Raw genomic sequence first — 13541 nt, forward strand, 5'->3', positions numbered from 1 at the left:
TGCGCCGCACTCCACCAAAAACTATCCGAGGACAGGTAAGTTGAGCAGTGCGGAATCAGGTGTCAGCCTCAGGGCCACGGCCGTTGCCGGCAATGCCTCCTGATGAGGGGTTAGCTGGAGACTGGTGATGGGCGATTTCAGCAGGCACTCGGACAGCTTCAGCCAGCCACTAGAGATGTGGATCCAAGTCGTGGCACCGGCCTGATGCACCGCGTCGATGGTGATCTGTGAGTTGTTCAGTGCCAAGGCGCTGCGCCCACTGGTGGTGCTGGGGCTGGGGTGCAAGACGGCGGCTAAGTGCTCGGTGTGGACCCAGGCACGCTGGCCAACCAGCTGATTCAGCGGCCCAGCCTGGGGCGCCAGTGCAATGGTCAGGGCCGGTACAAACTGGTTCTGGCTGATTTGGTAGTAGGTCCCTGCTTTGCCGGCCACCGCCTTTTTCACTTCAAACGCCGCTTGAGCCGGTACGGTTTTACCAGTCGGTGTCGGGGCGTAGGGATTGCGAACGATGGGTAGTGCCGCACTGGAGAGGTTGGTCGCCAGGCCTTCTTTGTGCACCGTGACCGCCGCCGCTTTGAGCTGGGCGTACTGGTGCGCGATGGCCGGGTAGTTGGTCACGACCCCGTCGATGTTCAAATTTGCCAGCCACTGCCACTTGGCAGGGGTTTCCGTCATCTCGTCCCAGGCGAATACCTTCTGGCCCACCGCGTGCAGCGAGCTGACCAGCTCGGGGGTGAGCAGGTCGGTGGAGATATCGACCCCGTTGACGTATTGAAATACCGCGTAATTAATGCGCTTCAGCGACCCCACGATGAAGAGGCGGGGACACTCGGGCAGCACATTTTGCAGCCGCTTGAGACTGTTCAGTGAAAAGGAATGAAACATCACGCGGTTTTGCATGCCGTACTGGTTGACCAAGGCGGCAATTTTTGCTTCTAACTGGGGATGCGGCACGCCTTTTTCAATCTTGGTTTCAATGAGAAACTTTTGATTGCCTGATTGATAATGGGTAAAGAGTTCCTGCAGGCTGTGAACCGGTTCGCCATTTTTGGTATGATAACCTTGCAATGTCGCGAATGGCGTTTGCGCAATGGCGGCGTTAACGCCGGTTGTGCGCAGCAAGTTGGGGTCGTGTTGAATGACCACGATACCGTCTGCGGATTCTTGGACATCGAGCTCGACGTATTCGGCGCCGTCCTGGAAGGCCATGTCGTCGCTTTGAAAAGTTTCTTCAGGGGCCTTGAGCGGATCGCCGCGATGGCCGACGACCACAAAGCCAGTCAGCACGAAATACAAGCCGCAGACTAGGGCTACAAGCATCCGTTTTGCCATCACGCGTCACTCCTTTCGGTTACTATTAAAAAACTTTAGCACACTTTATCAATATGTGTGTCAACGAGCGGAGGAAACCATGGAACAACAAGATTATCAAACGTTCGATTTGATCCAGGAGATCACTCAAAATGACGGGTCGACCTATCTGGAGCTCGGCAATGTCATGATGAATGGCCGCGCAGAAAAGGCCGCAATCAAGGGCCTGATTAAGCAGGTCCGCATTCTGCAGCTCAACATTCCGCACTCTAACGCCGTTCGCGTGTACGAGGAATACATTAACTCGCATTACCAGTTCCCGCCGTTTGACATTGAACAGTGGGAAGTTTGGGATAAGCCGGCCGGCCCGGTGAAGGATGCGTATGAAGAAATTTTACGGCAAAATCATATCGGGTAGCCAGTGGCGGTGGCTGCTGCCCATACTCGCCTTTTTATTTGTGTTCGGGCTTTGCGAGTTCGATGGCCCGCTCTACCCGCAGCCCGTGGTGCGGCTGACGCGCGTTCAAAATGAGCGGCCGCAGCGCCAAGTCGACAATTTTAACAACGTGGATCACACGACCCAGCAGCACGTGAGTGGGCGCTTGCTGAACACCAGCCGGCAGGGCCGGCTGGTTCGCTTTAGTAACACGTTCTCTGCATCTGGCGCTTTGGACACGCGGCTGCGCGTTGGCCAATCCGTCTTTGTCCAAAGGCAAAACGGCAGCTATCAGCTGCAAGACGTGAAGCGCGATGGCGTGGTGCTGGGCCTCTTGGCGGCGACGTTGACCCTGATGGCTTTAGTGGTGAAGCGCCGGGTCTGGCTGACGTTTGGCAGTTTGTTGGCCAATGTCATCCTGCTGCTGATCACATTGCACCTGGAAACTTCGCCCGCCAACCAGCAGCTGGCGTACTTGCTTTTTTCCGGCATGGCGGTGCTGTTTACCTTGGTGACGACGGTGTTCATTGCCGGCTTTTCGCGCCAGGCGGCGGTGATTGCGACCGCCACCATTGGCGCCACGGCACTGGCGGTCGCACTGGGCTATGGCCTTTTCAATCTGACCCAGTACCGCGACCTGCACATTGAGGCGATGAATTACGTGACGCAGGTGCCCCAGCTGCTGTTTTTTGTCCAAATCATCATTGGTTCTTTGGGTGCAGTATTAGATGAAAGCAATGATATCGCAGTGGCCGTCATGCAGCTGCCGCGGGATTCGAAACGCCGGTTCAAAGCCGGCATGGCGATCGGGCGCAACGTGATGGGGCCGCTGATTGCCGTGCTGTTCATGATTTTTATCGCGGATACCTTCAGTGAGAGCATCTTATGGTTGCGCAACGATAATGCATTGACTCAGACGTTTATCTGGGTGATGGGCCTAGGCTTTGCCCAGGCGCTAGTGTCAGCGTTCGGGATTGTGCTGGCGGTGCCTTTAACGGCAGGGCTGGCCACCGTCACAGGCAAGGGGGCAACTGATGAGCACATTTGAAGCATTACTGCTTGCACTGCTGATCTTGATGCTGCTTGTTGGCGGCAAGCAAGGTTTCAGTAATTTTATGGCACTGCTGATCAATTTGGTTCTGATGGTGCTTGCAGTGATCCTGATCGCCGGTGGGTTTAATGCCATTGGTGTCGCAGTGGTCATTGCCTTCGTGGTCCTGGCTACCACAATTTTTCTGTCCACCGCGGATGGCAACGTGGCAGCGACCGCATTTGTGGCCTCGCTACTGGTGACCGTGCTGGTACTGGCAGTGATTCTGATTGGTGTCGGGCTGGCCCATGTTCAGGGCTTTGGCACTGAGGATTCCGAGGAGCTAGAAGGCTACAACCTGCTGATCGGTGTTTCATTTCAAAATATTCTGATCGCCACTGCGCTGTTCTCCACGCTTGGCGCGATCGCAGAGGCCGCAGTGGCCGTGGCCGCCGGGATGGCAGAACTTGGCACTCAGGCCAGCGAGTCAGGACTGACCAAAATGGGCGGTGAAATTATCGGCACCGCCTTGAACACGTTGTTCTTCGGTTTTTTCGGCGGGTTCGCGGGGCTGTTCATCTGGTTCACCCAGCTCAAGTACCCATTCTGGCAGGTACTGAACAATAAAATTTTCGCCGGCGAGTTGATCCAGGTCCTGTTTTCGATGATTGCGGTCACGGTGACTGTGCCGCTGACGATGTGGGTCGTCAAGACGCGAGAGAAAGGAAACCAAGCGTGAACTATTTTATTGCCGATACGCATTTTTTCCATGCGGACCTATTAGGAAACAATCAGTTTGCCCCGCGTCTGTTCGACTCGGTGGCGGCGATGAACGATGCGATGATCCAGGCCTGGAACGCCCGTGTCGATGACGAGAACGACCGCGTTTACCACCTAGGGGACATTGCCATGAACCCGCAGGCGATGCCAACTGAGGAAGCAGTGTTGGCCATCTTGACTCAGCTTCATGGTCAGATTGACTTTATCAAGGGCAATCACGACTACCAGGCGCGGTTCAAGTTCTTGCATGCAAACGATCCAGGGTGGCATGGGCGACCGAAGTTTCTGTTTCATTCGGTGGGGACCATCATTAAGGACGATCACACGCAGTTCATCATGACGCACTACCCGATGGTGCTGGGGATCACCAAGCAGACGCTGAATCTGCACGGGCACATCCACCATAGCATGATGCCGATTGCCGAGGACATCAACGTTGGGGTGGACGCCCCGGAGCGAGCCTTGGTGCCTGAAATTGCCGCGCTGCCTTGGGGCAGTCCGCTGAGCGCCGCTGAGATTCACCGTCTGTTCGCTGCCAAGCAGGCCTTCCTCAAGGCCTACGCTACTGAGTCTAATAATTAGAATATTTCACATTGATTTCTAATTGTTTTCCTAGTAGACTGGAACCATCAGATCGGGGGCGGTAGGATGGATCAGCAGGTCACGAGTGAATTGCAGGCGCTGCGGCGCACCGTGCTGGCGCTTGCACCAGCCAGTGAGGCCGCGCAGGCCAACGCGCTTTTGACGTTAGGATTTCGTAAGCTGGCCCAGGGGGATTTCACCAAGGACTATCTGGAATTCAGCTTTTGGCCGCAGCTAGCCTTGTTGTTGCCAGAAAAAGAGCAGCCTAAGCTCAAAGCCGCGTTTGCCAAACTTGAGCAGCCGCAGTAAAGCGTCGTGCAATTTGCCGGCGCTTTTTTCGTTGGCGACTACCTCGTGTTATACTGAGACTTATCAAAACCGGTTTAAGGAGGATGACCATGGCAGAGCGTACAGTAAAAGAACGGCCGGAACACAAGCCGGCGGAACCCATCGTCGAGATCCTGCAAGTTGCGCCTGACATGATCACAGTGGGCGGCCGGCGGTATCAGCTGGTGCTGGACCACAAGCAGGCCTTTGACAAGGCCAAGTTTGCCGAGCGGTACATGGATATTCTCGACAAATACGATTACATCGTTGGCGACTGGGGCTACGAGCAGTTGCGGCTGCGCGGGTTCTACAAAGATGATAACCGTCGTGCCACCAAGGACCAGCTGATTTCCACGCTTGAGGACTATCTGTATGAGTACTGCAACTTCGGGTGTGCCTACTTTGTGCTGGAACGTCTTGACGCGCCGGCAGTCAAGCCCCGGCGTCGAAGTCGTGGGGCACATCACCGCACCAGTCGCAAGCCATACTCGGAAAAGGCTAGCCGGCCGGCGACCGTTGATGGCGGCAAGGCCGAAACTGTGGCCAAAAATAAACCGCGCAAGCGTCACTTTACGATCCGCACGCGCGATTCGAATGAGGAGTAGAAGTCATTTTGAGTTATCAGGGTTACATGATCGATCTGGACGGGACGATGTATCGCGGCAAGGAGCGCATCCCGGAGGCCAAGGCCTTCGTCGAACGCCTGCAGGCCAAGCACATCCCGTTTTTATTTTTGACGAACAACACCACCAAGTCTCCGGCCGATGTGTGCTGGAACCTGGCGCATAATCACGACGTCCACGCCGAGCCCAGCCAGGTTTACACCCCGGCTTTGGCGACGGCGAGCTGGATCCAGCAAGACAACGGCGGTGATTGCCGCGGCAAGTCCGTCTACGCCATTGGTGAGCTGGGCCTGAAGCAGGCGCTGCTCGATGTCGGCCTGCGCTTCAACGAGGTCGATCCCGATTACGTGGTGGTGGGTCTGGATTATGACGTGACCTACCATAAGTTCGAGCTGGCTACGCTGGCTATCCAGCGCGGCGCTAGATTCATCGGCACCAACGCCGATACGAATCTGCCCAACGAGCGCGGCCACGTCCCTGGTGCCGGTTCAGTAATTGCCTTGGTCGAACGCAGCACTCAGCAAAAGGCCTTTTACATCGGCAAGCCCGAGCGCATCATCATGGACCAAGCGCTGCGTAAAATGAACATGCGCGCCGACCAGGTCGTGATGGTGGGGGACAACTACAACACCGACATCAAAGCCGGCATCAACGCCGGCGTCGATACGCTGCTGGTGTACACGGGCATCTCCACCCGCGAGCAGGTCAAGGCCCAGGCGGTGCAACCGACGCACCAGGTGGCAAGCCTCGCGGACTGGGAGGTTTAAGCGATGAAACGAGTTGGCCAAAGCCTGCTGTTATGGCTATTTGTGATCAGTGCCGCCGTGTGGGCGACGGTGCTGTTGACCTACCTGCTGTATCCGCTATTCATCCATTTCGAAGACCTGGGCGGCGTGGCCGGCATGAGTGCGGGCCGTTTGTATCACAATTACCTGCGGCTGATGGCCTACCTGCAGGTACCGGGACTGTCCTTTGACCTACCAGATTTTCGCTGGTCGGCCAGTGGGGCCCAGCACTTCGCCGACGTGAAGCACCTGTTTATCCTTGCGATTGTGGTGTTTCTGCTCACGGTGATTCCGGCAGTGCGGCTTTTGGCGCGCATGCGGCGGACACACACCCGCTGGTTGCTGGTCCGTCAGGCCTCGGTCGGCGCCTTGGTCCCGCTGCTTCTCGGCGTGCTCATGGCCGTTAACTTCAACGAAGTCTTCATCACATTCCACCATTTGCTCTTCCGCAATGCCGACTGGTTGTTTGACCCCGCGGTCGATCCCATCATCAATGTGCTCCCAGAGGAATTCTTCGCGGCATGCTTTGCGCTGGCGCTTATCCTCTTTGAATTCGCGATGCTCTGGGCCATCGTCAGCGGCCGGCGTGATGCGCGCCTGCGGCAATAGTGCTGCTTGCCTCACCGGCGATTGGTGGGGCTTTTTTCATGCTTCGGGAAAAAGTTCTGACTGACTATTAAAGTTTGATATGAATATAAAAAAACGGTGGTATATTTAAGTTAATTATGAGGAGGCGATTAAAATGTTAGCGGTTTCGGGACTGACTTTTGCGTTCAAACGCAAGCCTATCCTAGCTGACGTGAGCTTCACGCTGGCAGACGGGCAAATCACCGGGCTGGTGGCGCCAAACGGCACCGGGAAGACCACACTGCTCCGTCTGCTGTGCGGCCTGCTGCCAATTAGCCAGGCTCACGTTTTAGTGAATGGCATCGATCAGCAGCAAAAGCACACCCAGTTTCTCAAGCAGCTGTTTTTCTTGGAAAGCTCCAGTAACTTGTACCCTGATCTGACCGTGCAAGACCACCTGCGCTACGTCAAGCGGGTGTGGCAATCGCCGGTCGACATTGGCGAAACCGTCGCCTCGCTGGGCATGCAGAGCTACGCCAAAACGCGCATCAAGCGGCTTTCCCTGGGGATGAAGCAACATGCGCTCCTGGCGATGTACATTGTTAGCAATGCCCAGACGATGCTAATCGACGAGCCCCTAAACGGCCTTGATCCGAGCAGTATCCAGCAGTTTGAAGCCATGTTTCGCCAGCTGCGCGAGGAGGGCAAGACGCTTTTGGTGTCGTCTCATCAGATGGACAGCGTGGGCCGGGTGTGCGACCAAGTCTTCTTTTTGAAGAATCAAAAGCTTGACGTGCTGCCCAACGATGGGCAGGACATGATGGCAGAGTACACGAAGCGCTTCTTAACGGAGGCGTCGTGATGTTCGCGCAGCTGAAGTTCGATCTCAAGAAGAACCTGTTTAGCAGCACCAATGCAGTGGTCTACGTGGCCTTCGTGCTGCTGCTGTTGACCACTTTTTTCCTGGCGCTTGATCAAACCGATAGCACGGCTCGCCAGGTCGACGGCGCCTATCAGGCCGCGTTGCAGTCCGTGACTGGCACGATCAAGACGCTGGAAAAAGATCACGCAAAGACCGCCAAACAAACGGCGCAATTAAACCAGAAGTACACGCAGCGCGACTATCTTCAGGAGATTATGACGCTCAATGCAAGCGTGAGCAGTCCGGTGCCCATGAACACGCCGACGCAGCTGGACGGGGCGCTGTTGAAGTACGCGCGCTATAACCTCAAAAAAACTCGGCAGGGCCAAACCAATGGCTTGGTCTTGATCAATCACCCTGATCGGCCCACCGACTCAACCGTTTTAGGCCAGCAGAAAGAAGTGACGTTCTACCGGTACTTGGCGTTACATCATTTGCGTGAACTGCCCCTGACTCAAACCGATGTCCCGTCGGACGCGTACTTGCCGTTCCAGTTTCTCCGGCATGTATCGCCGCTGTTGATTCTTGGCGTGTTTGCGCTTCAGCTCGGGCAGCTGTTCACCACGGAAAAGCGGACCGGCACCATTCGGTTTATGAATAATTTGCCGGTCAACAAGCTTGGGCTGTTGACGGCGCGTATGGGGACCTTCTTGGTGCTGACGCTCCCACTGTTCGGGTTCGCACTGTTGACGGTATATCTGATTGTCGGCCTGAAATTTGGCTGGGGCAACTGGCAGTACCCACTGGTGTACTCGCCAGATGGGCGGCACGTGGCGATCATGACAATGGCGAAGTTCATGGGGCTGCTCATCCTGATCCTGTTGGCTGCGGTCTTGTTCATGATGATGCTGAGCGCGCTAGTCAGTTTGCTCAGCGGCAACTTCGGCGTTAATCTGGCCGTCTCTGCGGCAGTGCTGTTGCTTGGGACAAACCAGGTGGCGGGGTCGTCAATGGGCCGCGGGGTGGTGCGTTGGCTGCCAAGCGGGTACTTTGATTTCAGCGGCGTGATCACACATCAAACCGCTTGGCCAATTCTCAGCATTGCTGGCGGCATCGTAGTTCTGCTTGCTTGGGCCGCGGCTTTGTACGGCCTGTGTGCACTGATCGTCAGCCGGCGCCAGCAGCTATAGGGGGGAGCAGAGATGACAGGACAAGTGATTCTTGAACTGAAGAAACAGCCGTGGCTCTTGCACCTCTTCTGGCTGATCGTGCTGGTAGCGGTCATGGGGAGTTTGGGCGTTGGCTGGGAAAACCACTTGCAACGGCATGGGGTGGGCTTTCCAGAAACCGGGTACAAAACCGATTGGGACGAAGCCACGACAACCGGTGAAGCCGCTTGGAATATGCGCTACTTGGAACATGACATCAAGGCTGATACAAAAGCGGCTGCCAAGTTGCCTGCGGACCGGCAGGGTGATAACACGGCGCAAGCGCTGATGAAAACAATGCTGGCCGATTATCAAAAGCACGACTATCGGCACCTGAATCAGGCCATCCTGAAGGCTGCTCAAGAAGATCCGCAGGCGGTGAAAAGTATTGAAGAGCTCAATTATCTCAGCTCCAATAATGATGAATTGAATGCGCTGATGCTCTACATGGTCAAACACTTACCGAATCGGTTGATCCAAGTTGATGCCATGACATCGGTGACGGGCAATTTTGCCGCAATTTTCGGGCTCCAAAACTACTTCTCCGCCCCGAATGGGAAGGATGCTGAGCTGCTCACTGCACTGCTGCTGATCATGGGCCTCACCCTATTTTGCGACGTCTACTTTCAGGACCGTCGGCTGACGACAGATACGATGATGCGCACTGCGCCGGTTTCGGGGATGGAGCAGGCGCTGATCCGCGGCGGGGTGACCTTGGGCCTGCTTAACGTGATCCTGCTGATTGGCGCCGTCGCGACGCTGCTTGCCATGAGTCTGCTGCCGGGCCATGAATTCGGCACGTGGCTGCAGCCGCTGGTCTACACACTGAACAGTCACGTTGGCACCATGTCACTGGCGCAGGGTTTGGGTCAAGAATGGCTGATAATCAATCTGTGGTGGCTGGTGTTTGCTGGACTGGCGTTTTGCCTCAGCCTGGTCAGCCGCAATCTGCTAGTGGGGATGTTGGTACTTGCGGTGGTGGCGTTCGCCAATCGCTTGCAGCTGCTGGGGCTGATTGCTCCGGCACTGCGGACCTACGTGCCGAGTGCGCACACCGTTTTTCCCTCCGTCATTTTGTATTCGGGCAGCTACGGTGAGGTGGCGTTCGGTACTGTCGCCGTAACCTTTGTGGTCTGGATTTTGGCCTTGTTTATCTGTGGGGGCTTGATCCAGGCGGCGCGGCAGCGGTTACGTTTTGCGGCCGCACGATAAAAAACGGGTTCGCCTGATGTTGAGGCAAACCCGTTTTTAAAGGTTTAGGCAGCAGTTTTGCGGCTGCGCAATGCTGTGATCAGCATTGGAATCAAGGAAATGATGACAATGCCGATGACCACCAGCGAGAAGTGCGCTTTGACAAACGGCTGGTTGCCGAAGAAGAACCCGGCCACGCAGCACATGGTCACCCAGAGAAACCCGCCGAGCAGATTATAATGGATGAACTTGCCGTAATGCATGTTGGACCCGCCTGCCACGAATGGGGCAAAGGTCCGCACCAGTGGCATGAAGCGCGCAATCGCGATGGTCTTGCCGCCGTGGCGGTTGAAGAAAGCCTCGGCGGACTTTAATTTCTCGCGGTTGATCAGGCGGCCGAAGCGCGAGCTGTTCGAGGCGGCCAGACCGAGGTGGCGACCGATTTCGTAGTTGACGGTGTCGCCGATGACGGCCGCCGCCAGGAACACAGCGAATAGAAGCCAGACATTCAGACCATAAATCTCATTGGCGGCCAAGGCACAGGCGGCAAAGAGCAATGAATCACCCGGCAGAAACGGGAAAATCACTAGCCCTGTCTCGATGAAAATCATGATGAACAGGATCAAGTAGGTCCAGTTGCCGAAACTGTTGACGATTGTCACCAGATGCGTGTCGATGTGCAAGATAAAGTCGATCAGTTGGGTCATCGTTGTCCTCCGTTTGGCAGTTTCAATTGCCGCTAATTATACGGGGTCGCTCGCGCCTAAAACCTTCTCTTAGGATAACTTTAATAATTGTCGTCCTCCAGCTCAGGGTGGGAGTGGGCGAGGCGACTGGCCGCAGCGGCGGCGATGGCGCCCACAATGTCGTCCAGAAACGTGTGAATGATTCCCGGTTCATGGGCGTTCAGCTTGGCCAAAATGCCGGGCTTGACGCGGTCGATGTAGCCATAATTGGTGAAGCCAATCGAGCCGTATACGTTGACAATCGAAAATGCGAGGATTTCGTCCACCCCGTACAAGCCCTCGTCCTCCTCGATGATGTGCTGAAGCGGTTGCTCGAGCTTCCCGGCTTCTGCCAGCTTGTCCAGCTGAATGCCGGTCATCACGGCGTTTTGGACCTCGCGCTTGCGCAGCACGATCATCACGTTGGCCGTCGCGTCTTCAAGCGTGAGGCCGGGAATGAACTTTGCCTGCAGAAACATCACCAGCTCACCGATTGCCTGAGGCTCAACACCGCGTTCATGTAGTAGCGCGAGTGTGTGTTCGTAAAGCTTTTGTTCGTTTGTGACACTTTGTTGGTCTGACATAACCATTACCTCTTTTTAGTGGTAAAGCTGAGAGCTGTGCAGAGCCTGCCGGCGGTCGGGATATAAAAAGCTGAGCGCTTCATTGACGGCGATTGGGGCTTCGCCAAACCCGCTGGCGATCAGGTCGAGTTTGCCTGGGTAGCTGGCGGCGTCGCCGATGGCATAGATCCCCTCGCGGCTGGTCTGCATCTGCGAATCAACCTTGATCTTGCCGCGATCGAGGGCGACGTCCCAGTTGCGCAGCTGTTTATTTTCGCTCATGAAGCCGTAGTTGACTAGCAACTTGTCGACAGTCAGCGTCTCGTTGCGATCGCCGCGAACCTCTTTCAGACGGACGGTAATTTTATCATTAGGGGCGGCGTCGACACTTTCAATCAAAAAAGGGGTGTGGAGCTGCACGGGACTTTGCTGCAGCTGCTCGACACTGGACTCCAGCCCGCGGAACTGATTCCGCCGGTGGATCAAGTCCACGTGTTTCGCGCGCGGCGCCAACGCCAGTGCCCAGTCGATGGCCGAGTCGCCGCCCCCGGCAATGGCCACGTTTTGATTTTCAAAATCGGCCAGGTCGCGGACGAAGTAGAAGACATTCTGGTCGTCAAGTGCCGGGTCGTAGTCGACCGCCAGCCGGCGCGGCGTGAACGCACCGCCACCAGTAGCGATGATGACGGTTTTAGTGGTGATTGAGCCTTGACTGGTGGTCAGTAAAAAGGTGCCATCATCTTGGCGGTCAATGGTCTCCACCGTTTGGCCGGTCATGATTGCGGGGTGGAAGTGGGTCGCTTGTTGCTCGAGTTGGTTAATGAGATCGGCGCCACTGATGCCGGGAAAGCCGCCAATATCGTAAAGAATTTTGGCAGGATACAGATTGCCGGTTTGGCCACCCAGGTCGGCCAGACTTTCCACTAGCGCGACGTCTGCACTGTGCAGGCCCGCATAAAAAGCGGCGAACATGCCGACTGGCCCGCCGCCGATCACGGTCACTTCGTATGTATGAGATACCATTATCGTTCCTCGTTTCATCAAAAGAATTAACACGCTAACCGTATCATATTTTGACCAGGTCAACCATGACTTTACCCCGCGTGTGGTATACTACTGCCAACACAAATTACAGGAGGCCATTTTATGTATCCACAACTTGAACTAGCCGATTTTAGCGGGCAACGCGCTATCATGAAAACCAGCATGGGCACCATTACGTTCGCGCTGTTTCCCGAGCAGGCGCCAAAAACAGTCGAGAACTTTGTTGGCCTGGCCATTCGCGGGTACTACGATGGCATCACGTTTCACCGGGTGATTCCTGACTTTATGATTCAAGGCGGGGACCCGACCGGTACCGGTGCCGGCGGCGAAAGTATCTGGGCCCAGCCGTTTGAGGACGAATTCAGTGACCACTTGTTTAACCTCAAGGGTGCCCTATCAATGGCTAACGCGGGGCCGAACACCAACGGGAGCCAGTTCTTCGTGGTGTCAAACGAGCACCTCAACCCACAGATGAAGACGCAGATGCCGCAGGCAGGCTATCCCGCGGAGATCATTAAGGCCTACGAGCAGGGCGGGACGCCTTGGCTGGATGGACATCATACCGTGTTTGGTCAGGTGATCGAGGGCATGGACGTGGTCGAGGCGATTAGCAAAGTGAAGACGACCGCCGACAAGCCGAACACCGCCATTACGATTGAGTCGATCGAGATCGCCTAGGGTGTTTGAGCGGCGAGGCTGTTTCACGTATACTGAGTAAGTGAAGTTACTATAGAAATGAAGTGACAGGATGAATTATCGGATCGGGGACATTGTGACCGGTAAAGTGACTGGCATTCAGCCTTACGGAGTGTTCGTCTTGCTTGATGATCGTCACCAGGGACTGATCCACATTTCGGAGTGTCAGCATGGGTTCGTTAAAGCCTTGGATGAGCTGTTTACAGTTGGGCAGCGAGTCTCGGTGATTATTTTGGACATTGACGAGTTTTCAGGCAAAATCAGTTTGTCAGTGCGGGCGCTGCAGCCTGACCCGGCGATGACCACCTACCGGCATCGTAAACACTACTGGACCAATCGTAAGGTGCACGCGGGGTTTAAGCCAATCGCAGACCGGCTTGATGGCTGGGTTGCGGAGTATTCCAAGATTTTAGACGAGCACGCGGGTAAGTGACCGCGTGCTTTTTTTCGAATGATTAGGCGTTCGTATAATTATTCGTTCGGGTTATGGACAGGCTTTGACCGGAAAAGCGGAAGCGTAAGCCCTCATTCTTCGGCGTCACCATTTTTTTCACGAAAGAGGAAATTTGTGTTGACGCTAGGGGCTTAAGGCTGGTAAGATATTTGTTGTTGTCAAACAGACAGGCCGGTTCGGCCAGCGGAGCATTCGGTAAGCGTGAATATTTATTCACACTGAAAATTCGGGTTTGACATCAATATGTCGCTAAGATATACTATCAAAGTTGCCTTAACGGCAAGGTAGTCCTTTGAAAACTGAACAAAGTTTCGTAAATGTGATAGGGCTTTTCAATGAAAGTTGAAAAGAATTAAT

At 55.3% G+C, this 13541-nt stretch carries 17 protein-coding genes; 13 read left to right on the forward strand and 4 right to left on the reverse strand.

Features of this window, described 5'->3' with window-relative positions; genetic code table 11:
• Window positions 1-21: 21 nt before the first annotated feature.
• Window positions 22-1332 carry a glycerophosphodiester phosphodiesterase gene (locus tag EKM86_RS10035; RefSeq protein ID WP_125757573.1) on the reverse strand — a complete coding sequence of 437 codons (1311 nt, stop codon included), beginning with the start codon at window positions 1330-1332 and terminating at the stop codon, window positions 22-24.
• 79 nt (window positions 1333-1411) lie between these two features.
• On the opposite strand from EKM86_RS10035, the gene EKM86_RS10040 reads away from it, so the two are divergent.
• The 11 genes from EKM86_RS10040 (at window position 1412) to EKM86_RS10090 (ending at window position 9723) form a co-directional block, all read left to right on the forward strand.
• Window positions 1412-1729: a hypothetical protein gene (locus tag EKM86_RS10040; RefSeq protein ID WP_125757575.1), complete on the forward strand. Its 318-nt coding sequence runs from the start codon at window positions 1412-1414 to the stop codon at window positions 1727-1729.
• A complete protein-coding gene (locus tag EKM86_RS10045; RefSeq protein ID WP_125757577.1) occupies window positions 1695-2795 on the forward strand; it encodes a YibE/F family protein in 1101 nt (366 codons plus the stop codon). The genes EKM86_RS10040 and EKM86_RS10045 overlap by 35 nt, the downstream gene beginning before the upstream one ends.
• Window positions 2782-3516, forward strand: a complete 735-nt coding sequence (locus EKM86_RS10050; RefSeq protein ID WP_125757579.1) for a YibE/F family protein — start codon at window positions 2782-2784, stop codon at window positions 3514-3516. The genes EKM86_RS10045 and EKM86_RS10050 overlap by 14 nt, the downstream gene beginning before the upstream one ends.
• Window positions 3513-4139, forward strand: a complete 627-nt coding sequence (locus tag EKM86_RS10055; RefSeq protein WP_125757581.1) for a metallophosphoesterase — start codon at window positions 3513-3515, stop codon at window positions 4137-4139. The genes EKM86_RS10050 and EKM86_RS10055 overlap by 4 nt, the downstream gene beginning before the upstream one ends.
• Before the next feature lie 66 nt (window positions 4140-4205).
• Window positions 4206-4448, forward strand: a complete 243-nt coding sequence (locus EKM86_RS10060) for a hypothetical protein (RefSeq protein ID WP_125757583.1) — start codon at window positions 4206-4208, stop codon at window positions 4446-4448.
• 89 nt (window positions 4449-4537) lie between these two features.
• A complete protein-coding gene (locus EKM86_RS10065; RefSeq protein ID WP_125757585.1) occupies window positions 4538-5071 on the forward strand; it encodes a YutD family protein in 534 nt (177 codons plus the stop codon).
• A gap of 8 nt (window positions 5072-5079) precedes the next feature.
• The gene (locus EKM86_RS10070; RefSeq protein WP_125757587.1) at window positions 5080-5856 is read left to right on the forward strand and encodes a TIGR01457 family HAD-type hydrolase; all 777 of its coding nucleotides are present in this window, start codon (window positions 5080-5082) and stop codon (window positions 5854-5856) included.
• Window positions 5857-5859: 3 nt separating this feature from the next.
• Window positions 5860-6483, forward strand: a complete 624-nt coding sequence (locus tag EKM86_RS10075; protein WP_125757589.1) for a TIGR01906 family membrane protein — start codon at window positions 5860-5862, stop codon at window positions 6481-6483.
• Between the two features lie 133 nt (window positions 6484-6616).
• Window positions 6617-7303, forward strand: a complete 687-nt coding sequence (locus EKM86_RS10080; RefSeq protein ID WP_125757591.1) for an ABC transporter ATP-binding protein — start codon at window positions 6617-6619, stop codon at window positions 7301-7303.
• The gene (locus EKM86_RS10085; RefSeq protein WP_125757593.1) at window positions 7303-8493 is read left to right on the forward strand and encodes a hypothetical protein; all 1191 of its coding nucleotides are present in this window, start codon (window positions 7303-7305) and stop codon (window positions 8491-8493) included. The genes EKM86_RS10080 and EKM86_RS10085 overlap by 1 nt, the downstream gene beginning before the upstream one ends.
• 12 nt (window positions 8494-8505) lie before the next feature.
• Complete coding sequence (locus EKM86_RS10090) at window positions 8506-9723, forward strand: hypothetical protein (protein ID WP_125757595.1); 1218 nt, start codon at window positions 8506-8508, stop codon at window positions 9721-9723.
• A gap of 44 nt (window positions 9724-9767) precedes the next feature.
• Here the strand turns inward: EKM86_RS10090 and EKM86_RS10095 are convergent, their stop codons facing one another.
• From EKM86_RS10095 to EKM86_RS10105, 3 genes are all read right to left on the reverse strand, one after another.
• Window positions 9768-10409: a VTT domain-containing protein gene (locus EKM86_RS10095; protein WP_125757597.1), complete on the reverse strand. Its 642-nt coding sequence runs from the start codon at window positions 10407-10409 to the stop codon at window positions 9768-9770.
• 80 nt (window positions 10410-10489) lie between these two features.
• Window positions 10490-11011 (reverse strand): phosphatidylglycerophosphatase A family protein, encoded by a 522-nt coding sequence (locus tag EKM86_RS10100; RefSeq protein WP_125757599.1) that lies wholly within the window; start codon window positions 11009-11011, stop codon window positions 10490-10492.
• A gap of 15 nt (window positions 11012-11026) precedes the next feature.
• Window positions 11027-12016 (reverse strand): NAD(P)/FAD-dependent oxidoreductase, encoded by a 990-nt coding sequence (locus EKM86_RS10105; RefSeq protein WP_125757609.1) that lies wholly within the window; start codon window positions 12014-12016, stop codon window positions 11027-11029.
• A gap of 120 nt (window positions 12017-12136) precedes the next feature.
• On the opposite strand from EKM86_RS10105, the gene EKM86_RS10110 reads away from it, so the two are divergent.
• Window positions 12137-12712, forward strand: a complete 576-nt coding sequence (locus EKM86_RS10110) for a peptidylprolyl isomerase (RefSeq protein ID WP_125757601.1) — start codon at window positions 12137-12139, stop codon at window positions 12710-12712.
• A gap of 70 nt (window positions 12713-12782) precedes the next feature.
• Window positions 12783-13163 carry a CvfD/Ygs/GSP13 family RNA-binding post-transcriptional regulator gene (locus tag EKM86_RS10115; RefSeq protein WP_125757603.1) on the forward strand — a complete coding sequence of 127 codons (381 nt, stop codon included), beginning with the start codon at window positions 12783-12785 and terminating at the stop codon, window positions 13161-13163.
• Window positions 13164-13541: the final 378 nt, after the last annotated feature.

The sequence above is a fragment of the Lacticaseibacillus hegangensis genome (assembly GCF_003946465.1).
In the GTDB taxonomy this organism is placed as follows: Bacteria; Bacillota; Bacilli; order Lactobacillales; family Lactobacillaceae; genus Lacticaseibacillus; species Lacticaseibacillus hegangensis.